Here is a 21,104-nt window from a genome sequence, read left to right as displayed (position 1 = left end):
GTTTCAGCCTCTCGCATGTCCTCTTTGCGAGCTTGGTCCGGGCCACAACTCCAAGATCGGCGAACGCCGGCCCACGACTCTGCCCCGCCTCTCCGCACAACCCGCCCCGCGGGGTTGATCAAGGAGTTCGCGTCGACTTCGCCCTCGATCCAGGACACAAACTCCTTGATCAACGGGGTCGGGCCGGGTCGCGGGAGATCTTGGAACGAAAGTGCCCCTATGAGGGCCGAAATCTTCCAAGATCTCGGGCGCGCTTCGGTGATCAAGGAGTTTGAGTCCCCGAGGGCGTCTTCTGCTGGCACGAACTCCTTGATCACGGCGACAGGCGGGGCGGCCGGGCCGACGAAGGGCGAGGGCGGGTCGGACGAGGGCGGGCGCGGTTGGGCGGCAGCCCGGGTGGGAGGACGACGGGTGGGTGGGGCATATGGGGGTGAAAAGGGGGTAACGGGCCGCCGGAGGTGGCGCATGGTGGCGATGGGGCAGACCGCTCTCTCGGGTGAGCGACTCCGGCAGACCGACGGCTTCCTCGCCGAGGCGTGGGCCGACATGGTCCGGCACGACGAGCGGCTGCGCGGCACGGCCGTCGAGGTGCGCTTCGACCGGGGGGTGGCGCACCTGACCGGCGAGGTCGCCGACCCGGAACAGCTACGGCTGGTACGGGAGCTGATCGGCCGGCTGTCCGGCGTACTCGGGGTCTGGTGCCGGGTCACAGTGGCCGGGCAGGCGCCGGTGGTGGTCGACCTGGGCTGCGGCGCGACCAAACAGTGGCCGGGCAACCTGGGACTGGACATCTATCCGGCGCCGGGGGTGAACGCGGTCGCCAACCTGGCCGGCTCGCTGCCGCTGCGCGACGACTCGGTGGACGTGTTCTTCGCGGTGCACATCGTCGAGCACCTGATCGACTTCCTGCCGCTGTTCGACGAGTGCCACCGGGTGCTGCGGCCGGGCGGAGTGCTGCACGTGATGAGTCCCTGGTGGCGGCACGTCAACGCGGTGGCCGACCCGACCCACGTACGCCTGCTGGACGTGCAGACGTTCAAGGGCATCTGCGGTCAGCGCCCACCGGGTACGCCGCGCTGGTATCCGCTGCACGTCGGCTGCGACGGCGCCTCGATCTTCGCCGACCTGACCCCGCTGCCCGCAGACGCCCCCGCCCCGCCCGCCTCCCACCTGGCCCGCTTCTTCGACTGACCCCACCCCGCCCTAGAGACCGTCGATCATGAAGTTGACGGCGCTCATGGAGATCGACTTCGCCGTCAACTTCATGATCGACGGCAAAAGACAGGGCTAGGCGGATTCGCGCAGGGCCAGGTGGTGGGGGGCTACCAGCTCGCGCGGCGGGGAGTCGCGGTCAGGGCCCAGGCGGCCGGCGAGCAGCTCGACCGCGAGGCGGGCGATGCGTTCCTTGTCGGGGGCGACAGTGGTCAGCGTCGGGATCGAGAAGCGGCCGTCCTCGATGTCGTCGAAGCCGGCCACCGCGACGTCCTCGGGCACGCGCAGGCCCATCTCGTGCAGGGCACGCAACGCGCCGAGCGCGAGCGTGTCGTTGAAGCAGAAGACGGCGTCGGGGCGTACCCCCGTGGTGAGCAGGTGCCGCATGGCGGCGGCGCCGTCCGCGCGGTGCCAGGCCGGCGCGGGCGCCACCAGGCGGTCGTCGTACGCGATGCCGGCCTCGGCCAGCGCGGCGGTGTAGCCGGCCAGGCGGAGCCGGGCGCTGGCGCCCTCGGGGGTGCGCTGGGAGCCGATCGCGGCGATCCGGCGGCGGCCGAGCCCGATCAGGTGGGCGGTGATCTCGCGGGCCGCGGCCACGTTGTCGATCATGACGTGGTCGGCGGGGCCGTGGTCGACGCGTTCGCCGAGCAGCACCATGGGCAGTCCGGCCAGCGCGGCGAGGTCGTCGGCGGTGAGTGCGAGCGGGCTCAGGATCAGGCCGTCGATCATGTGGTCGCCGATGCCGCTGGCGGCCTTGCGTTCCTGCTCGGAGCCGCCGCCGGTCTGGTCGATGAGCACGGTCCAGCCCTGGTCGGCGGCGGCGGTGACGACGTGCCGGGCCAGCTCGGCGAAGTAGGGGATGTCCAGCTCGGGTACGGCCAGCGCGATCACACCGGTACGGCCCTTGCGCAGGTTGCGGGCCGACAGGTTGGGCCGGTAGTTGAGTGCGGCGATGGCCTCCTCGACCCGGGCCCGGGTGTCGGCGCGCACGTGCTGGTAGCCGTTCACGACGTTGGAGACGGTCTTCACCGACACTCCGGCCCGCTCCGCGACGTCCTTGAGCCTGTGCCGCACTGCACTTCCTTCCGGTGAACGCTGGCCGCACTGTACCGCGCCACGACGACGCAACTGCCTCTTTACACAGGCGCTTACAACGTTGTAGAAACCACTGACGGCGGAGTGACCGCGGTCACCCGCAACAGCAGCGAGGGAGAGGTTGGCATCGTGCCGAACGCGCAGCTCACGATCGATCCGGCGTTCCGGATCGCGCCGGCGGACCGCCGGATCTTCGGTTCCTTCGTCGAGCACATGGGGCGCTGCGTCTACGGCGGGGTGTACGAACCGGGGCATCCGAGCGCCGACCGGCGGGGTCTGCGGCGCGACGTGCTGGACCTGACCCGCGAGCTGGGCGTGTCGGTGGTCCGGTACCCGGGCGGAAACTTCGTCTCCAGCTACCGCTGGGAGGACGGCGTCGGCCCGGTCGGCGACCGCCCGCGCCGGCTCGACCTGGCCTGGAAGACGATCGAGACCAACGAGTTCGGGCTGGACGAGTTCATGACCTGGGCGGCGGAGGCCGGTATCGAGCCGATGATGGCCGTCAACCTCGGCACCCGCGGCGTCACCGAGGCGCTCGACCTGCTGGAGTACACCAACCACCCGGGCGGCACCCAGCTGTCCGACCTGCGCCGCAAGCACGGCGCCGAGCAGCCGTACGGGGTGCGGCTGTGGTGCCTCGGCAACGAGATGGACGGGCCGTGGCAGGTCGGGCACAAGACCGCCGACGAGTACGGCCGCCTCGCCGCCGAGACCGCCCGCGCGATGAAGATGATCGACCCCTCGATCAGCCTGGTCGCCTGCGGCAGCTCCGGCCGGGGGATGCCCACGTTCGCCGCGTGGGAGGCGACAGTGCTGGAGCACACCTACGAGCACGTCGACTACATCTCCGCCCACACCTACTACGACCCCTCCGACGGCGACCGGGCCAGCCTGCTCGCCTCCGCCGTCGACATGGACGCCTTCATCACCGAGGTCGTCGCCACCGCCGACCACGTGGGCGCCAAGCTGCGGCAGAAGCGCAAGCTGAAGATCTCCTTCGACGAGTGGAACGTCTGGTACCAGTCCCGCCTCCAGTCCGACCTGGACCGGCGCGGCTGGGTCGAGGCGCCGGCGCTGATCGAGGACGACTACACGGCCGTCGACGCGGTGGTGGTGGGTGACCTGCTGATCACCCTGCTCCGGCACGCCGACCGCATCGGCGTGGCCTGCCAGGCACAGCTCGCCAACGTGATCGCCCCGATCCGTACCCGCAACGGCGGCCCGGCCTGGCGGCAGAGCATCTTCCACCCGTTCGCGCTGACCGCCCGGTACGCCCGCGGCACCGTGCTGCGAACCGAGCCCACCGGCCCGGCCTACGAGACGAAGCGGTACGGCGACGTGCCCGCGCTGGACACCGTCGCCGTGCACGACGAGGAGACCGGCGGGCTGGCCGTCTTCGCGGTGAACCGCAGCTCGCAGGACGTCCCGCTCGACCTGGACCTGCGCGGCCTGCCCGGCCTGCGGGCCGAGGCGCACACCACGGTGGCGGCCGGAACCGACCCGGACGCCACGAACACCGAAGCGGCCCCGGAGCGGGTCACGCCCCGGGACCTCACCACTCCCACTGTCGACGGCGGCCGGGCCTCCGTGCTGCTGCCGGCCACCTCCTGGAACCTGCTGCGCTTCGTGCCGGCGCCGTGACCAGGCAATACTCCATCCCGTCCCCCAAGGAGTACCCATGATCCAGAACGAGATGAGCCGGCGGCGCCTGCTCGGCCTCGGCCTCGGGCTCGGCGCGGCCGCCACGCTGACCCTCAGCGGCTGCGGCGGCGGCAGCAGCAGCTCCGACAGCACCGGCGCGTCCGGCAACGGCGGCAAGGACTACACCGGCCCGAAGGTGGACCTGAAGCTGTGGAACGGCTTCACCGGCGGCGACGGCGAGATCTTCAAGGCGCTCGTCCAGCAGTTCAACGGCGAGCACCAGAACATCGCGGTCAGCGTGATCACCTACGAGTGGCAGGACTACTACAGCAAGCTCCCCGGCGCGGTCTCCAGCGGCAACGGCCCGGACATCGCGGTCATGCACATGGACCAGCTCGCCACGTTCGCCGCCCGCGGCACGATCAGCGAACTGGACGACGTGGCCAAGGCCCTGGAGCTGAGCGAGGGCGACTTCGCCCCGACGGTCTGGAAGGGCGGCCTCTACAACGACAAGCGGTACGGCATCCCGCTCGACATGCACCCGCTGGGCTTCTACTACAACAAGGCCGTCATGCAAAAGGCCGGCCTGGACCCGGAGAAGCCGCCGACGACCCGGGACGAGTACACCGCGGCGCTCACCGAGCTGAAGAAGTCCGGCGTGCAGGGCTTCTGGGTCAGCCCGTTCCAGTTCACCGGCGGCATGACCTTCTACAGCCTGCTGCACCAGTGGGGCGGCACGCTCTTCGACGCCGAGGTGGCGAAGGCGACGTTCAACTCCGACCCGGCGGTCGAGGCGTGCACCTGGCTGGTCGACATGATCAAGCAGGGCCACTCCCCGGCGAACGTCGGCCAGGACGCCGACTACCTGGCGTTCAAGAACGGCAAGAACGCCTTCACCTGGAACGGCATCTGGCAGATCAACGATCTGAAGAAGAGCCCGAACGTGCAGTGGGGCGTGGCGCCGCTGCCGCAGATCGGCAGCCAGAAGGCCGCCTGGGCGAACTCGCACAACTTCACCATCGTCAAGCAGCGTTCCGCGAACGCGAACAAGACCGCCGGGGCGAAGGTGTTCATCAACTGGCTGAGCCAGCACTCGCTCGACTGGGCCAAGGGCGGCCAGGTGCCGGCCCGCAAGGCGGTCCGCGAGAGCAGCGACTTCAAGGGCCTCACCGAGGTCAACGCGCTCGCCCCGGAGCTGGAGTACGCCGCCTTCCCGCCCGCCGCGCCGGGTCTGGGCGAGGTCATGCTGACGTTCTACAGCGCGTTCAACGAGGCGGCGCTGGGCAAGAAGTCGCCGAAGCAGGCGCTCGACGACGGCGTGGCCAAGGCGAACAAGCAGCTCGAGGACAACCGCAAGAAGTACGGGAACTGATCCGCCGTGGCGGACGTGATCGAGGCCGGGGCGGTGCGTGAGAACGCGCCGCCCCCGGCGGCGCCCACCCGCCGCCGGGGCGCGACGGAACGCGGCAACCGCGCGACCCCGTACCTCTTCCTCGCGCCGTACCTGATCCTGTTCGGCGTCTTCGGCCTGGCGCCGATCCTGTTCGGGCTCTGGATCAGCCTGCACCAGTGGGACCTGCAACTGCCCAACCGGCCGTTCGTCGGGCTCGGCAACTACCGGGACCTGTTCTCCAGCGAGTCGGCGATCTACGGGGACTGGTGGTCGAGCGTCCGGGCCACCGGGATCTTCACGCTGTTCTCCGTACCGCTGCTGGTGGTGATCCCGCTCGGGCTGGCGCTGCTGCTCAACCGCTCTTTCCCCGGCCGGACGTTCTTCCGGGCCGCCTTCTTCGCGCCGTACGTGCTGGGCGTGGCGGTGATCGGTCTGCTCTGGCGGTTCCTGCTCGACGCCAACCTGGGCCTGGTCAACCGGCTGCTCGGCGTGGCCGGGCTACCGTCGGACACCCCGTGGGTGACCGACGTGCCGTGGGCCTGGGTGTCGCTTGTCGGCGTGACCGTGTGGTGGACGTGCGGCTTCAACGCGGTGATCTACCTGGCCGGTCTCCAGGACATCCCGGCCGAGCTGTACGAGGCGGCCAAGGTGGACGGCGCGGGCGCCTGGGACCGGTTCCGCCACGTCACGATCCCCGGGCTGCGCCCGGTGATGCTGTTCGTCTTCACCACCACGATCCTCGCCTCGGCGAACGTGTTCGGGCAGGCGTTCCTGATCACCCAGGGCGCGCCGGGCGAACAGACCCGGACCGTGGTCTGGCGGATCGTCGACGAGGGGCTGCGGGACTACGACGCCGGCCGGGCCGCCGCGATGAGCGTGTTCTTCGCGCTGTTGCTGGCCGTGGTGAGCGTCGTCAACTTCCGGCTGTTCCGCTACCGGGAAGACTGAGGGCTACGACATGAGGAACATGCGCGCGGTGGCGCGGTACGGCGTCCTGCTGCTGATCACCGCGATCTTCGTGACCCCCCTGGTCTGGATGCTGCTGACCTCGGTGAAGACGTACGACGACGCGCAGCGGGTGCCGCCCGGCTGGCTGCCGGACCCGTTCTCCACCTACGGCTACGAGCAGATCGTCGACAACGCGGCGAACCCCGTGCTGCGCTGGTTCGTCAACAGCATGGCGGCGGCCACGCTGCACACGCTGCTGGTGCTGGTGACCGCGTCGATGGCCGCGTACGCGCTGGCCCGGATGCGGTTCCGCGGCCGCAAGGTGCTGTTCGCGCTGATCGTGGGCACGCTGTTCCTGCCGCCCACCTCGCTGATCATCCCGAACTTCATCATCGCCGAGCGGCTGAACTGGATCGACACGCTGACAGTGGTGATCGTGCCGGGCGCGGCCAGCGCATTCGGGGTGTTCTTCCTGCGCCAGTTCTTCCTGTCCATCCCGGCCGAGCTGGAGGAGGCGGCGGTGCTGGACGGCGCGAACCACTGGCAGATCTTCCGACGGGTGCTGCTGCCGCTGTCGAAGCCCGCGCTGGCGACGCTCGCGGTGCTGTCGTTCCTGACCAACTGGAACGACTTCCTCTGGCCGGTGTACGTGCTGTTCAGCCCCGAACGGCTGACCCTGCCGGCGGGCCTGGGCCTGCTCCAGGGCGCGTACGTCACCGACTACCCGGTCATCATGGCGGGCGCGGTGCTGGCCAGCGTGCCGGTGCTGATCCTGTTCGTGCTGGCCCAGCGGCACATCATCCAGGGCGTCTCCCGCAGCGGCCTGAAGGGATGAGCAGATAGGGAACGGCCCCCTTCTCGACGCGCGCCGGCGTCGAGAAGAGGGCCCTTCAGGTGCCCGCCTCAGGGGGTGGGGGCGGGCTCGGGGGTGTCCGAGCGCTCGCGCCGGGCGAGCCGGTTCTTGCGGTGGCCGTACCCGAAGTAGATGACCGCGCCGAGCAGCATCCAGGCGAGGAACCGCAGCCAGGTCTCCACCGACAGGTTCAGGCTCAGGTAGAGGCACGCCACGGCGGTGAGGATCGGCAGCACCGGCGAGAACGGCACCTTGAACGGCCGCTCCAGGTCGGGACGGCGCTTGCGCAGGATCGGCACCGCGATGGCGACCAGCGTGAACGCGCAGAGCGCGCCGATGCTGACCAGGTCGGCCAGCGCGGACAGCGGCAGGAAACCGGCGAGCAGCGCCACCGCGATCGTCATGATCCCGGCGATCCGGTACGGGGTGCCCCAGCGCGGGTGCACCTTGGCGATGGCGGGCGGAATGAGCCCGTCCCGGGCGATGGCGAAGCCGATCCGGCCCATGGCCACCAGGTCGACCAGGATCACGCTGGTGAGCCCGGCGACGGCGGCGATGGAGACGAGCACCGCGGCCCAGCCGGCGCCGACCGCCCGGAACGCGGACGCGATCGGCGCACCCTCGTCGATCTCGGTGTACTTGACCATGCCGACCACGACCAGCGAGACGCCGATGTAGAGAACCGTGGAGATCACGAGCGTGCCGAGCAGGCCCAACGGCAGGTCCCGCTTGGGCTTGCGGGTCTCCTCACCCAGGTTCGCCACGGCCTCGAACCCGGTGTACGCGAAGAACACGACGGCGGCGGCGGTGAGCACCCCGACGAAGCCGAAGACGGAGGGTTCCAGCCCGAAGATGGCCTGGGTGACCGGTTGCTTGATGCCGTCGTCCCCGGCGCCGGCCGGCTCGGCGGACGGGATGAACGGGCTGAGGTTGGCCGCCTTGACGAAGAACAGCCCGGCGATGATGACGAAGGCACAGATCGCCACCTTGACCAGCACCAGCAGGTTGGTGACCCGGGCCGACTCGCGGATGCCGACGATGGCGACCACGCCGAGCACCAGCACGATGCCGATCGCGCCGAGGTTGACGACGCTGCCCTCCTCGGCGAACCAGGCGCTGGGCAGGCCGAACAGGTCGGCGAGGTAGCCGGACCAGCCGCGGGCCACCACCGCCGCGCCGAGCGCGAACTCCAGCAGCAGGTCCCAGCCGATGATCCAGGCGACGATCTCGCCCATCGTCGCGTACGCGTAGGTGTAGGCGCTGCCGGCGGTCGGCACGCTGCTGGCGAGTTCGGCGTAGCAGAGCGCGGCGAGCAGCGCGACCAGGCCGGCGATGCCGAACGAGATCACCACGCCCGGCCCGGCGCTGTTGCGCGCCTCGACGCCGGTGAGCGTGAAGATGCCGGTGCCGATCACGATGCCGATGCCGAAGCCCATCAGGTCGACCGCGCCGAGCCGGCGCCGCAGGCCCGGTTTGCCGTCCTCGCCGTCGGCGTCGCCCTGGGCGAGCACGTCCCGGATCGGCTTGGTACGCAGGACCGACATCTGATCACCTCCCCCGCCGTGCGGCCGCCACGGTGGCGGTCTGTGACCGGGCAAGCTACCCAGCCGTTTTCCGCTCCAATCCCGCACCGTGTGTCTCGGAATCGTCACGATCCGGCCGATCGGACGACACGGGACATCGATCGGCCGTCAGGGTCTTGCGCCGGGCACGGATAGATGAAAGTTTTCTACCGGAGGCATGGGTGGCGCGGCGAATCTTGCCGCCACACCCCGCCGCCGACCGTCCCCCCGGACCCGACGAAGGGACCGCACCGCATGAAGGCAACTCGGCTCGGAGCCGCCGCGCTGGCCGCGGCGCTGCTCGGCACGCTGGTCGCCGGCACGCCGGCGCAGGCCGCCCCCGGCGACACCGGCACCGCCACTTCCCCCTCCACCGACTGCGTCACCGACCCGGCCACCCCCAAGCGCCAGTTCCGGGCCATGTGGATCGCCTCGGTGACGAACATCGACTGGCCCAGCAAGGACTCCTGGACCGCACCGGACCAGGTGGCCAAGCAGAAGGCCGAATACCTGGCCTGGCTCGACCTGGCCCAGAAGCTCAACCACAACGCCGTCGTGGTCCAGGTCCGCCCGACCGCCGACGCGTTCTGGCCCTCGCCGTACGAGCCCTGGTCGGAGTACCTGACCGGCGTACGCGGCAAGAACCCCGGCTGGGACCCGCTGGACTTCCTGGTCGCCGAGTCGCACAAGCGCAACCTGGAGTTCCACGCCTGGTTCAACCCGTACCGCGTCTCCATGCCCGCGCCCGGCGGCGCCGGCGCCGACCTGTCGCAGCTGGCCCCGGACAGCCCGGCCCGCCAGCACCCGGACTGGGTCTTCGCCTACCCGCCCGCCGGCGTCGCCGGCAGCCGGCTCTACTACAACCCCGGCGTCCCCGAGGTCCGCGAGTTCGTCCAGACCGCGATGATGGACGCGGTCAAGCGGTACGACATCGACGGCGTGCACTTCGACGACTACTTCTACCCGTACCCGAGCGGCACCCACCAGGTGCCCGACGACGCCACGTTCGCGGCGTACAACCGGGGCTTCACCGACAAGGCCGACTGGCGGCGGGACAACATCAACCTGCTGATCCAGGAGATGAACGCCAAGATCAAGGCGGTCAAGCCGCATGTGAAGTTCGGCGTCAGCCCGTTCGGCATCTGGCGCAACGCGTCGGCCGACCCGAACGGCTCGGACACCACCGGCTCGCAGTCGTACGACATCATCTCCGCCGACTCCCGCAAGTGGGTCAAGGAGGAGTGGATCGACTACATCGTGCCGCAGCTCTACTGGTACATCGGTCAGTACCCGGCGGCCGACTACGCCCGGCTGGTGCCGTGGTGGGCCGAGCAGGTGCGCGGCACGCGGGTGCAGCTCTACATCGGCCAGGCCGACTACAAGAGCGGTGACCCGGCGTACGGGTCGTTCTGGATGAACCCGCAGGAGCTGTCGAACCACCTGACGCTCAACCGGTCGTACCCGGAGGTGCTCGGCAACGTGCACTTCTCCGCGGTGCAGGTCCGGGCGAACCGGCTCGGCGCCACCGACATCTACGCCGCCGAGCACTACTCCCGCCCGGCGCTGGTGCCCACCATGACGCACCTGCCGCGCAAGCCGCTGTTGTTCCCGGTGGTCACCAAGGCCCAGCGCGAGGCGGACGGGGTACGCCTGAGCTGGCGTCAGCCGGCCGACGGCAAGGGCCCGCTCGGCACCGCCGCGTCGTACGCGATCTACCGGTTCGACGGGCACGGCCTGGCCGGGCGCTGCGACTTCGCCGACGCCTCGCACCTGGTCGGCACCGTGCGGGCCACCGACGGCGCCGTGCAGTCCTGGGTGGACACCACGGCGGCCGACGGCGCCCGGTACACCTACTACGTGACCGCGCTGGACCGGCTGGCGAACGAGAGCCCGGCGAGCCCGCCGCGCTTCGTGCGCTGACCCCCACCGGATGCCCCCGGGCCGCCTCGCGCGACCCGGGGGCATTCGTCTGTTCAGGCGGATGTCAGCGAGCCGTTCCCCGGGGCATCGCCCCAGCTCACTCCTTTGATCGACACTTGTCGACATCCGGAGATCCCGGCCACCACCCGCGGAGGTTCCCGTGTCCCGTCGCCTCGCCACCACCCTCGCCGCCGGCGCACTCGCCCTGCTCACCATGCTCGGCCTGGCCACACCGGCCGCCGCCGCGGTGAGCACCCAGCAGAAGCTGTCCGTCCTGACCAGCTGGACGCAGACCAGCGCGTCCAGCTACAACGCCTGGAACAGCGCCCGGCAGAACCGGGCGCCCTGGACCGAGTACGGCTTCGACTGGTCCACCGACTACTGCTCGTCCAGCCCGGACAACCCGATCGGGTTCAACTTCAAGCTCTCCTGCTACCGCCACGACTTCGGCTACCGCAACCACAAGGCGATGGGCGTCTTCTCGGCCGGCAAGTCCCGCCTGGACAGCGCCTTCTACGCCGACCTGAAGCGGGTCTGCGCCACGTACAACGCGGTGGTCCGGCCCGCCTGCTACAGCCTCGCCTGGACGTACTACCAGGCGGTGAGCGTCTTCGGCTCGGTCGCCGCCGTGTCGCAGGCCGACCTCGACCGCGCCGCCCGGATGAAGGCCGACGCCGAACGTCGCGCCGCCGCGCGCGCCTGACCCACCGCACGGGGAGTCCGCCGCCCGCGGGCTCCCCGTCCGGCTCAGCCGGCCGTGCTGCGTGGCTCGAACGCCGGCCAGGAACCCGGCGGCCGCACGCCGAACCGGGGCGAGTCGGCGGCCAGGTCCGGATGCTCGACGTGCAGCGCCAGCGCCGCCACCTCGTCCAGCCGCAGCCCCGACCCGGCGCCGTAGGCGGCGTCGAACGCCTCGTCACCGAGCACCCGGCGCAGCTCCTTCTGCCGGGCCGACCAGTACGGGCCGTATATCCCCGGCGTGGCCCGCAGGTTCGCCCGGGTGGCCTGCGCCGCCCCGAACAGCCGGGCCGCGGAGAGCGCGTCCCCGGCGAGCGCGCAGCGCACCGCTATCGCGTTGATCGTGTCGCAGGCCCGGCCCAGGTAGCCGTGGCTCATCCGGGACCGCAACGCCACCAGCAGATGCTCGTGCGCGGCGACCAGATCGCCCCGGGCCAGGGCCACCATGCCGAGCAGCATGTCCACCGACCGGCCGCCCCGCTCGGCCGGCCGGGCCGCCTCGACCGGGCGGGCCGCGGCGAGCAGGTCGGCCGCCTCGTCCAGCGCGCCCCGGCGCCAGAGCAGCTCGGCGAGGTTGTAGACGGCCAGCAGCGCGTCCCCCACCACGTCCTGCGCGAACGCCCAGTCGATCACCTCGCGGCAGACCCGCTCCGCCTCGGCGAACTGCCCCATGTCGACCAGCGGCGCGGCGCGTCCGGCCAGCACCCGGGCCAGCAGCCCCCGGTCGCCGGACTGCCGGGCCGCCGCCTCGGCCCGCTGCGAGTACCGCAGCTCCTCGCCGAACTCGCCGTCCGCGCCCGCGTGCAGCGAGTGCATGTGGTACGCGGCGGCCAGCTCGGCGTCCGGCATCACCTCGCCGGTCTCGGCGAGCCGGCCGTAGAGCCGGAACAGCCAGAGCCGCCCCTCCCGGGCCAGCCCGCGCTCCCGCCACCACTGGTCCAGGTCACCCGCCAGCGACAGCCCCGACCGGGCGCTGCCGCCGGTGGCGCACCAGCGCAACGCGGCCCGCAGTTCGTTCGCGAGCGGGTCGAGCGCGTACAGGGACAGCGTCACCGGGCGGCCGTCCGCTCCCAGGTGCGCCCGGTCCAGCGCGTGCCGGCACCAGGCGACGTGCCGGTCCCGGGCGCTCTGCTCCTCACCCGCCTCGACCAACCGCCGGGCCGCGTACGCCCGGATCGGGTCGAGCATCCGGTAGGTGCTGCCGGAGGCGTGCGGCTCGGCCAGCACCATCGACTTGTCCACCAGCACCGAGAGCGGGTCGAGCGGGTCCTCGTCGAGCAGCCACTGCACCGTCGGCAGGTCCACCGGGCCGGCGAACACCGCCATCCAGCGCAGCAGCCGGGCCGAGCGCGCGCCCAGCGTCCGGTACGACCACGTCACGGTGGCCTGGATGGTCAGGTGCCGCTCGCTGGCCGAGCGCTGCACCGCCCGGGTCGCCGGGGTGGGCGGGGCGGCGCCGGTCGCGGCGGCCACCAGGTCCACCGTGTCCTGCTGGTTGCCGCTCCAGCCCGCCTCCACCGGCGGCGGTTCCGCGGTCTCCCGGCCGGCGTCGAGCGTGCCCAGCATGTCGTCCAGCCGTTCCGCCAGTTGCCCGGCGGAGAGCACCCGCAGCCGGGCCGCGGCCAGCTCGATGGCCAGCGGCAACCCGTCCAGGCGGCGTACCACCCGGTGCAGGTCGGCCTGTTCGGCGGGCTCCGGCGCGCGGCCGCCCCGGGCCACGGCGGTACGGTCCAGCAGCAGCGCCACCGCGTCGCTGCCCCCGCCGTCGGGCCCCTCGTCCACCGACAGCGGCGGGATCCGCCACACCACCTCGCCGGGTACGCCGAACGACTCCCGGCTGGTCGCCAGCACCCGCACGCCCCGGCCACCCGCGAGCAGCCGGCTGATCACCTCGGCCGACGCGGCGGTCTGGGCGTCGCAGGTGTCCAGCAGCACGAGCATCCGGCGCGGCGCCGCGTACTCGACGAGGGTGTCGACCATCGGCCGGCCCGGCTCCGGACGGAGGCCGAGCACGGCGGCGATCTCGAACGCCACCAGCCCCGGGTCGGTCACCGCGGCGATGTCGACGAACCAGACGCCGTCCGGGTAGTCCTCGACGATCCCGGAGGCCAGCTCCACCGCCAGCCGGGTCTTGCCGGCGCCGCCCGCGCCGAGCACCGTCACCAGGCGGTACGCCTCGACCAGCCGCCCCAGCTCGGCCCGCTCGGCCTGCCGGCCGACGAACGAGGTGACCTGGGTGGGCAGGTTGTGCGCCGTCGCGTCGGCGGTACGCGGACGCGGGAACCGCCGCTCCAACCCGGGCGCGACGAGCTGGAACAGCCGCTCCCGGTCGTCGAAGCCGCGCAGCCGGTGCAGCCCCAGGTCCAGGAGGGACACCCCGTCCGGCAGCGGGTCGGCGTGCTGGGCGGTGGCGGCCGAGCAGAGCACCTGCCCGCCGTGCGCCGCGGCGGCCACCCGGGCGGCCCGGTGCACCTCCGGGCTGGCGTACTCGCCGTCGCGGGGCTCGGCGTAGCCGGTGTGCAGCCCCATCCGTACCCGAGGGGTGGCGTCCGGGTTGGGCCAGTCGTGGCCGGCGAGCGCGCGCTGCGCGGTCAGGCAGGCGCGGACCGCGGCGGCGGCGTCCGGGAACGCGAGGAAGAACGAGTCCCCCTCGGTCAGCAGCTCCGCGCCGTCGGTGCCGGCCAGGGTGTCGCGCAGCAGCCGCCGGTGCTCGTGCAGGACCGGGCGGTAGACCGGGCCGAGCATCCGGGCCAGCCGCGTCGAACCCTCGATGTCGGTGAACACGAAGGTCACCCACCCGCTGGGGAGGTGGTGTCCTTGCGACATACGTCGAACCTCCGCCCGGTGACGTCGGGTTCATGCTGCCCTATGGTCGTGCCGTCACGCATCGTGAGAACGGCTGGGCAGATTCCGCCCCAAGGTGCCAAAAGATCACAGCGGCGGCAAGACCCCGATCGACCCGCGGGACGGGCGGCGGAAAGTCAGCAGCCGCAGGAGCCGCCGCAGCAACCGCCACCGCTGGGAATCCCACCGCTCGGGGCGGAGCCGCCCCGGCCGGTGACGGCCACCGTGGACAGCAGTTTCACCGTGTCGGCGTGGCCCTGCGGGCAGGTGGCCGGCCGTCCGGCCTCGGCCATCGGGCGGTTGACCTCGAAGGTGTCGCCGCAGGCGCGGCAACGGAACTCGTACCGGGGCATGTCCCAAGCGTACGGCCGGGCCTGACGTCGTCACCCGGATGGGTGATACTCGACGGGTGGTGGACGGCGAACGGCGAGCGACGGCCCGGCCCCTGCGACCCGCCGCGCCGCCGCCCGACGACGGCGCCCCGCCCGTCCCGCGTCCCCGGCGCGAGCGCGACGCGCTCCCCCCGAAGCCGCCCGCCGACCCGGCCCGCGACGCGGGTGCGGCTGCCGGCGCGGGCGCCGAGCCGGGTGAGAAGCCGCAGCCCGAGCCAGGTGCGAAGCCGGACGGCGAGTCCGGGGCGAGCGGACCCCAGCAGACCGACTCCGGCCCGGAGGCGAAGGCCGAGGCGGCCGCCGGCGGCGGGCGGCGTCGGCGGATGCCGTTCGCGCACGCCGTCCGGGCGCACCCCAGGCAGCTCGCCGTCGGCGCCGCCCGGGCCACCCGTGCCTGGTCCCGGCGGCCCGGCGGGCGCACCACGCTGCCCGCGCTGTTCCTGCTCGCCCTGGTCGCCGCCGCCGCCACGGCCGGTGCGGTGATCGTGCCGGCGGCGGTCGGCCGGCCGGAACCGGTCGCCGACGCCACGCCGTCGCAGAGCGTGCCGCAGACCGCGGCGGCACCCGCCACGCCCCCGTTGCCGGAGCTGACCGGCCTGCCCGGCACCGCCGCACCGACCGGCACGCCGCTGCCCGGCGCGACCACCGCCCCGGTGCTGCCCGCCGGACGCCCCGCCGACGCGCTCGCCGGCTGGGCGCAGCGGGTCGGCGCGGTGACCGGCATCCCCGCGGTGGCGCTCCAGGCGTACGCCTACGCCGAGCTGGTGCTCGCCCAGACCAACCGCGCCTGCCAGTTGAGCTGGACCACGCTGGCCGCGATCGGGTACGTCGAGTCGCGTCACGGCGCGGCCAACGGCGCCACGCTGCAAGCCGACGGCCGGGCCCTGCCGGAGATCAAGGGGCAGCCGCTCGACGGGCAGGGCGGCCGGTCCCGCATCCTCGACACCGACCAGGGAGCGCTCGACGGCGACCGGGTCCACGACCGGGCGCTCGGCCCGATGCAGTTCATCCCGACCACCTGGCAGGAGATCGGCGCGGACGCCGACGGCGACGGCGTGAAGAACCCGCACGACATCGACGACGCGACGCTGGCCGCCGGGCTCTACCTGTGCAAGGGCGGCCGGAACATGACCATCCCCGGCGACTGGTGGGGCGCCATCCTCTCCTACAACGATGTGCGTCGGTACGCCCAGGCCGTCTTCGACAAGGCCGACGAGTACGGCAGGCTCAGCCGCAACGTGAGGTGACGGCTCGCGTACATTCGCGGACTGAACCCTTCCCCCCGGCTGCCGTTGACGGCAAGCTAGACGGGTGATGGTGCGCGAGTGGGATCCCAGGACCGCGTCGTCCGCCGAGATCGCGTCCCTGCTGGACACGCTGAACGCGGTCCTGGCGGCCGATCTGCCGCAGGATCCGCCATGGCGGGAGAGCTCCATGCGGGAGTATCTGTCCGAGGTCATGCCCGGCGAGCGGCGGATCTCGTGGGTCGCGCAGGACGACGACGCCCCGGACGGCACGCCCGGTGCGATCCTCGGGCATGTGCACGTGCTGCTGCTCGGCGGGATCGGCGTGCTCGAGGTGCTGGTGCACCCGTCGATCCGGCGCAGCGGCATCGGCCGCGAGCTGGTGCGGGTGGCCGCCCGCCGGGTCTGGGACGAGGGCTTCCAGTCGATCGGCGTGGAGGTGGTCGGCGACACCCCGGCCGTGGGGTTCTACGAGTCGCTGGGCTTCACCCGCGACTACGTGGAGACCCGCAGCGTGCTCGACCTGCGCACGGTGGACTGGCCGGCGCTCACCGAGATGGCCGCCGAGGTCGGCGCGGGCTACCGCGTGGAGTTCTGGCCGGGTGGCCCGCCGGACGAGCTCATCGAGGCGTACGCGCGGGCCAAGGCCGAGGTGCGCGACTCCGACGACGTGGAGCTGCGGCCCAGCTCCTACGACCCGGACCGGCTGCGCGACAGCCTCGCCACGCTGCACCGGCGCGGCATGAAGCCGTACATCGTGCTGGCACTGCACGAGCAGACCGGCGAGGTGGCCGGGTTGACCGAGGTGGTGGTGCCGGCGCAGCACCCGACCCGGGCCGACCAGTACGACACGATCGTCGTCCACGACCACCGCGGCTACGGCATCGACCGGGCCATCAAGGCGCGGATGCTGCTGGAGCTGCGCTCGGCCGAGCCCGAGGTGGCCGAGGTGCAGACCTGGAACGCGCAGGACAACGAGTCGATGCTGAAGGTCAACGCCGAGCTGGGCTACCGCCCCGACCGCGACTGGTGCGAATACGGTGTGGACGTGGCCGAGCTGGTGCACCGGCTGGACAGTCACCGCTGAGCGTTCACCGGCCGGCCATCGAAGGGGCTGGACGGTGCACCCACCAGAGCCTTAACGTTCGTTAGTTCCTGTCCACCCATCGTGGAGGCCCCATGCGCCCGCGCCGCACCCTCGCCGCGCTCGCGACCACCGCCGCCGTCACCCTCACGGCGATCGCTGTCGCACCCACCGCGGCCAGCGCCGCGCCCACCGACCTGTTCATCTCCGAATACGTCGAGGGGTCGTCCAACAACAAGGCCGTCGAGCTGTACAACGGCACCGGCGCCCCGATCGACCTGGCGACCGGCGGCTACCAGCTCCAGCTCTTCTTCAACGGCGCCACCACCTCGACGAACGTGGCCCTGACCGGCACCGTCGCGGCCGGTGACGTGTTCGTCTTCGCCGCCGCGGCGGCCGCGCCGGCGATCCTCGCCCAGGCCGACCAGACGTACTCCGGCTCGCTGTTCAACGGCGACGACGCGATCGTGCTGCGCAAGGGCGACGCGGTGGTCGACTCCCTCGGCCAGGTCGGCGTCGACCCGGGCAGCGAGTGGGGCAGCGGGCTCACCAGCACGGCGGACAACACGCTGCGCCGGCTGCCCTCGGTGACCGCCGGCGACACCGATCCGGCGGACGCGTTCGACCCGGCCGCGCAGTGGGCCGGCTTCGCCACCGACACGTTCGACGGGCTGGGCAGCCACACCGTCGGCGGAGGCGGCCCGGTCGACCAGCCGCCCACCCTGGCCTGCGGCGGGGCGCTGACGCTGTCGGCGGGCGCCACGGCGACCCGCGAGGTCACCGCGACCGACGCCGACGACACGGTCACCGATCTGGCGGTCACCTCGGTGGTGCCGGTGCCGGCGAGCGGCTCGATCAGCCGTACCGCCTTCACCCCGGCGGCCGGGAACGGTGGCACGGCCACCGCGACGGTCACCGCCACCGGCCTGCCGGCCGGCAGCTACGCGGCCACCGTGACCTCCACCGACGCCGAGGGCGGCACCGCCACCTGCACGCTCACCGTGCAGGCCACCAGTGTGCTGTCGATCGGTGAGGTGCAGGGCCGCACCGCCGGCGACGAGGACGGCCGCACCGACCGGTCGCCGCTCGCACCGGCCAGCGGCAACGGCACCAGCTCCACGCTGTACGACGTGCGCGGCGTCATCACCGGCATGTCGCTGACCCGCAGCTCGGCCGGAGCCGACCAGTGGGGCTTCTACCTACAGAGCCGGCTCGGCACCGAGGACGGCGATCCGCTGACCTCCGACGGGCTGTTCGTCTTCATGGGCTCGTTCACCACGCTGATCGGCGGGTACGCCCCGACCGTCGGCGACGAGGTCGTGCTGCGCGGCCGGGTCTCCGAGTACTTCAACCAGACCCAGCTCTCCGGTGCCTCGCTGGTCCGCAAGCTGGACTCCGGCCTCGACGTGGACACCGCGGTCCGGGTCGACGACGCGGTCCCGCCGGCCGAGGCGGCCGCCGCCGACCTGTTCTGGGAGCGGCACGAGGGCGAGCGGATGCGGGTACGCGCCGGCAGCGGCGTCTCGGCGCCCCGGCACATCTACTCCTCCACCGCCGACTCCGAGATCTACGTGCTGGACCGCGAGGACCCGGTGATGAAGCGGTCCGACCCGTACGCCCGCCGGGTGTTCCGGGACGCGCACCCGCTCGACGACATCCCCGGCACGCTGTTCGACAACGGCAACAACCAGCGCATCCTGCTGGGTGCCGGCGGCGTGAAGGCGACCGCCGGTGACTCCCGGGCGCTGCTGCCCGAGGCGCGCACGTTCGACACGCTCACCGAGGACGCCTACGGCTCCGTCTCGTACGCGTTCAGCAAGTACAGCGTGCAGCCGGAGCAGCTCACCCTGACCGGCGGCGCCGACCCGGCCGCGAACCACCCGCCGCAGCCCGCCGACCGCGGCAGCGAGGTCGCGATCGCCACGTACAACGTGGAGAACCTGTACGACTACCGGGACGACCCGTTCGACGGCTGCGACTTCGCCGGCAACACCGGGTGCCCGGGGGTCAGCCCGCCGTTCGACTACGTGCCGGCGAGCCCCGAGGCGTACGCCGCCCGGCTGGCCGTGCAGGCCCGTCAGATCGTCGACTCGCTGCACAGCCCGGATCTGATCCTGGTGCAGGAGGCCGAGGACCAGGACATCTGCTCGGTGGTCGACGGCGCTCTGGCCTGCGGCGACACCAACAACGCCGACGGCGCGCCGGACACCGTGCAGGAGCTGGCGCTGACCATCGCGGCGAACGGCGGCCCGGCGTACGCCGCCGCGTACGACCGGACCGGCGCGGACGCCCGGGGCATCGCCTCGGCGTTCCTCTACCGGACCGACCGGCTCACGCTCGCGGAGGCGACCGCCGCGGACCCGCTGCTGGGCTCCGCCCCGACGGTCCAGTACCGCTCGGCGGCGCTGCCGTCCAACACCGACGTGCAGAACCCGAAGGCGTTCAACGCGGTGCTGCCGGCCGACGTGGACCGGTCGACCGGCGTGGACGGCAGCAACGTCTACACCCGCGCGGCACAGGTGGCCCGGTTCACCGTGAAGGCCGGCCCCGGGTCGACCGAGCGGTTCACGCTCTGGGCGGTCGCCAACCACTTCTCGTCCGGGCCGGACAGCCGGGTCGGGCAGCGCCGCGAGCAGGCGGCGTACGGGGCGGCGATCGTCCAGGCGGTCGAGACGAGCGACCCGAATGCCCGCGTGGTGTACGGCGGCGACCTGAACGTCTTCCCCCGCCCGGACGACCCGATCGCCACCGCCCAGAACCCGACCCCGTCGGACCAGCTCGCCCCGCTGTACGAGGCCGGGCTGCACAACCTCTGGGACGACCTGGTGGCGGACGCGCCCGCGTCGGCGTACTCGTACACCTTCAGCGGTCAGGCGCAGACGCTGGACAACCTGTTCGTGAACGACCCGATGCACGACGACCTGGTGCAGGTGCGGACGGCGCACATCAACGCCGACTACCCCACCGACGCGCCGGAGCTGGGCGACCGGGGCGCCAGCGACCACGACCCGCAGGTGGCCCGGTTCCGGTCGCGCGCCTCGCTGCGGGTCGCGGACACCTCGGTCGCCGAGGGCGACAAGGGCACCAGCGCGATGACGTTCACCGTCACCGTGTCCCGCCCGCTCTCCGAGCCGGCCCTGATCTGCGCGACCACGTACGGCACCACAGCTCAGGCCGGGTCGGACTACGACCCGTACGTGGGCTGCCGGGTGCTGGCCGCGGGCCGGACCTCGCTGACGTTCCCGGTCACCGTGCGCGGTGACCGCAAGCGCGAGGCGGACGAGAAGCTCACGCTGTACGTGGCGGGTGTGCCGGGCCTGCGGCTCGCCGACCCGTCCGGCGTCGGGACGATCCTGAACGACGACTGAGCGACGTTCCGCGCGGCGGCCCGTCGATTCGCTCATGGGCGGATCGGCGGGCCGCCGCGGTATCCGCACCGCTGCGGGTCGGGCGGGGGCGGCACGCTCCGGTACTTGGCCACCCGCACCTCCCACTGGCTGCGGCGGCGCAGCCAGTCCCGGACCTCCCGATTGCGGTAGAAGGTCTCCGGCGGGCGGGCCAGCCCGTACCGGTCGGCCCACCACTCCCCCGGCTCCGGGTCGGTGACGATGTCGAGGTGGGACGGGTACCGCCGCTCCGCGCCGTCCCGCAGGTCGGCCCGGTCCCGCATCGGCTTGAGCACCCGGCCGGCCTCGTCGACGACCACGAGCCGGAAGCCGGCCGTGCCGACGATGCGGGACAGCATGGCCAGGCTCGGCGTCAGGCTGCCCGCCTCGATCCGCCCGATCGTGCTCGGATGCACCCGGGCGAACCGGGCCAGCTCACGTTGGCTGGTGTCGGCCCGGCGACGCACCGCCCGGACGATCCCCGGCGCCGGGAACGGCACGTCGAAGGGCTCGGTGAGCAGTGCCGGCCCGCCGTCTTCCGCCGCCGCGGCGGTAGTCCCGGCCTCGGCGCCTGGATCGGCGGACACGGCGCGTGCGGTGCCGGTAGCGGGAGCGGTTTCCGGCCCGGTGTCGGCGATGTCTGTCACGCCGCCCACGGTCCCGCCGTCCGCCCTGGCCCGGCAACCCCGCGCCCGGCTCCTGTGGAAAACCCGGCAGACGGCGCCCAACCCTGTCCGACGCCAGCCGCCGACTCACACAGAGCGTGACCTTCACTCAGCGTTAGGTATCGCG

The 21,104-nt window shown here is 72.4% G+C and carries 15 protein-coding genes; 10 read left to right on the top strand and 5 right to left on the bottom strand.

Annotated features, from left to right (window positions below; all coding sequences use genetic code 11):
• The first annotated feature begins 465 nt into the window (after window positions 1-465).
• Window positions 466-1,191 carry a methyltransferase domain-containing protein gene (locus M8C11_RS04400; RefSeq protein WP_252448430.1) on the top strand — a complete coding sequence of 242 codons (726 nt, stop codon included), beginning with the start codon at window positions 466-468 and terminating at the stop codon, window positions 1,189-1,191.
• A 96-nt stretch (window positions 1,192-1,287) separates the two neighbouring features.
• Here M8C11_RS04400 and M8C11_RS04395 read toward each other — a convergent pair whose 3' ends face one another.
• Complete coding sequence (locus tag M8C11_RS04395) at window positions 1,288-2,286, bottom strand: LacI family DNA-binding transcriptional regulator (RefSeq protein WP_252448429.1); 999 nt, start codon at window positions 2,284-2,286, stop codon at window positions 1,288-1,290.
• A gap of 150 nt (window positions 2,287-2,436) precedes the next feature.
• Between M8C11_RS04395 and M8C11_RS04390 the strand changes: the two genes are divergently transcribed.
• The 4 genes from M8C11_RS04390 to M8C11_RS04375 are packed head-to-tail and all read left to right on the top strand — an operon-like array spanning window position 2,437 to window position 7,124.
• The gene (locus tag M8C11_RS04390) at window positions 2,437-3,948 is read left to right on the top strand and encodes an alpha-N-arabinofuranosidase (RefSeq protein WP_252448428.1); all 1,512 of its coding nucleotides are present in this window, start codon (window positions 2,437-2,439) and stop codon (window positions 3,946-3,948) included.
• A gap of 37 nt (window positions 3,949-3,985) precedes the next feature.
• A complete protein-coding gene (locus M8C11_RS04385) occupies window positions 3,986-5,320 on the top strand; it encodes an ABC transporter substrate-binding protein (RefSeq protein ID WP_252448427.1) in 1,335 nt (444 codons plus the stop codon).
• Window positions 5,321-5,326: 6 nt separating this feature from the next.
• Window positions 5,327-6,289 carry a carbohydrate ABC transporter permease gene (locus tag M8C11_RS30485; protein ID WP_120572986.1) on the top strand — a complete coding sequence of 321 codons (963 nt, stop codon included), beginning with the start codon at window positions 5,327-5,329 and terminating at the stop codon, window positions 6,287-6,289.
• Between the two features lie 10 nt (window positions 6,290-6,299).
• Window positions 6,300-7,124: a carbohydrate ABC transporter permease gene (locus M8C11_RS04375; RefSeq protein ID WP_252448425.1), complete on the top strand. Its 825-nt coding sequence runs from the start codon at window positions 6,300-6,302 to the stop codon at window positions 7,122-7,124.
• 68 nt (window positions 7,125-7,192) lie between these two features.
• Here M8C11_RS04375 and M8C11_RS04370 read toward each other — a convergent pair whose 3' ends face one another.
• Window positions 7,193-8,686, bottom strand: coding sequence for an amino acid permease (locus M8C11_RS04370; RefSeq protein WP_252448424.1), 1,494 nt, complete (start codon window positions 8,684-8,686; stop codon window positions 7,193-7,195).
• A 273-nt stretch (window positions 8,687-8,959) separates the two neighbouring features.
• Here M8C11_RS04370 and M8C11_RS04365 point away from each other — a divergent pair, with 273 nt between their 5' ends.
• Complete coding sequence (locus M8C11_RS04365) at window positions 8,960-10,624, top strand: glycoside hydrolase family 10 protein (RefSeq protein ID WP_252448423.1); 1,665 nt, start codon at window positions 8,960-8,962, stop codon at window positions 10,622-10,624.
• Window positions 10,625-10,784: 160 nt separating this feature from the next.
• Window positions 10,785-11,327, top strand: coding sequence for a phospholipase (locus M8C11_RS04360; protein ID WP_252448422.1), 543 nt, complete (start codon window positions 10,785-10,787; stop codon window positions 11,325-11,327).
• 44 nt (window positions 11,328-11,371) lie between these two features.
• Here M8C11_RS04360 and M8C11_RS04355 read toward each other — a convergent pair whose 3' ends face one another.
• On the bottom strand, window positions 11,372-14,188 hold the full coding sequence (locus M8C11_RS04355) for an adenylate/guanylate cyclase domain-containing protein (RefSeq protein ID WP_252448421.1): 2,817 nt from the start codon (window positions 14,186-14,188) through the stop codon (window positions 11,372-11,374).
• A gap of 155 nt (window positions 14,189-14,343) precedes the next feature.
• Complete coding sequence (locus M8C11_RS04350; protein ID WP_013288739.1) at window positions 14,344-14,559, bottom strand: zinc ribbon domain-containing protein; 216 nt, start codon at window positions 14,557-14,559, stop codon at window positions 14,344-14,346.
• A 38-nt stretch (window positions 14,560-14,597) separates the two neighbouring features.
• On the opposite strand from M8C11_RS04350, the gene M8C11_RS04345 reads away from it, so the two are divergent.
• From M8C11_RS04345 to M8C11_RS04335, 3 genes are all read left to right on the top strand, one after another.
• Window positions 14,598-15,845, top strand: coding sequence for a murein transglycosylase (locus M8C11_RS04345; RefSeq protein WP_252448420.1), 1,248 nt, complete (start codon window positions 14,598-14,600; stop codon window positions 15,843-15,845).
• A 67-nt stretch (window positions 15,846-15,912) separates the two neighbouring features.
• Window positions 15,913-16,929, top strand: coding sequence for a GNAT family N-acetyltransferase (locus M8C11_RS04340; protein WP_120572980.1), 1,017 nt, complete (start codon window positions 15,913-15,915; stop codon window positions 16,927-16,929).
• Window positions 16,930-17,021: 92 nt separating this feature from the next.
• On the top strand, window positions 17,022-20,294 hold the full coding sequence (locus M8C11_RS04335; protein WP_252448419.1) for a lamin tail domain-containing protein: 3,273 nt from the start codon (window positions 17,022-17,024) through the stop codon (window positions 20,292-20,294).
• Between the two features lie 32 nt (window positions 20,295-20,326).
• Here M8C11_RS04335 and M8C11_RS04330 read toward each other — a convergent pair whose 3' ends face one another.
• Window positions 20,327-20,959 (bottom strand): helix-turn-helix domain-containing protein, encoded by a 633-nt coding sequence (locus tag M8C11_RS04330; protein ID WP_252448417.1) that lies wholly within the window; start codon window positions 20,957-20,959, stop codon window positions 20,327-20,329.
• Window positions 20,960-21,104: the final 145 nt, after the last annotated feature.

This window comes from Micromonospora sp. CPM1 (assembly GCF_023896895.1).
Taxonomy (GTDB): Bacteria; Actinomycetota; Actinomycetes; order Mycobacteriales; family Micromonosporaceae; genus Micromonospora; species Micromonospora tulbaghiae.
Note: the sequence above shows the minus strand (reverse complement) of the source record. Positions and strands in the feature narration are given on the sequence as shown.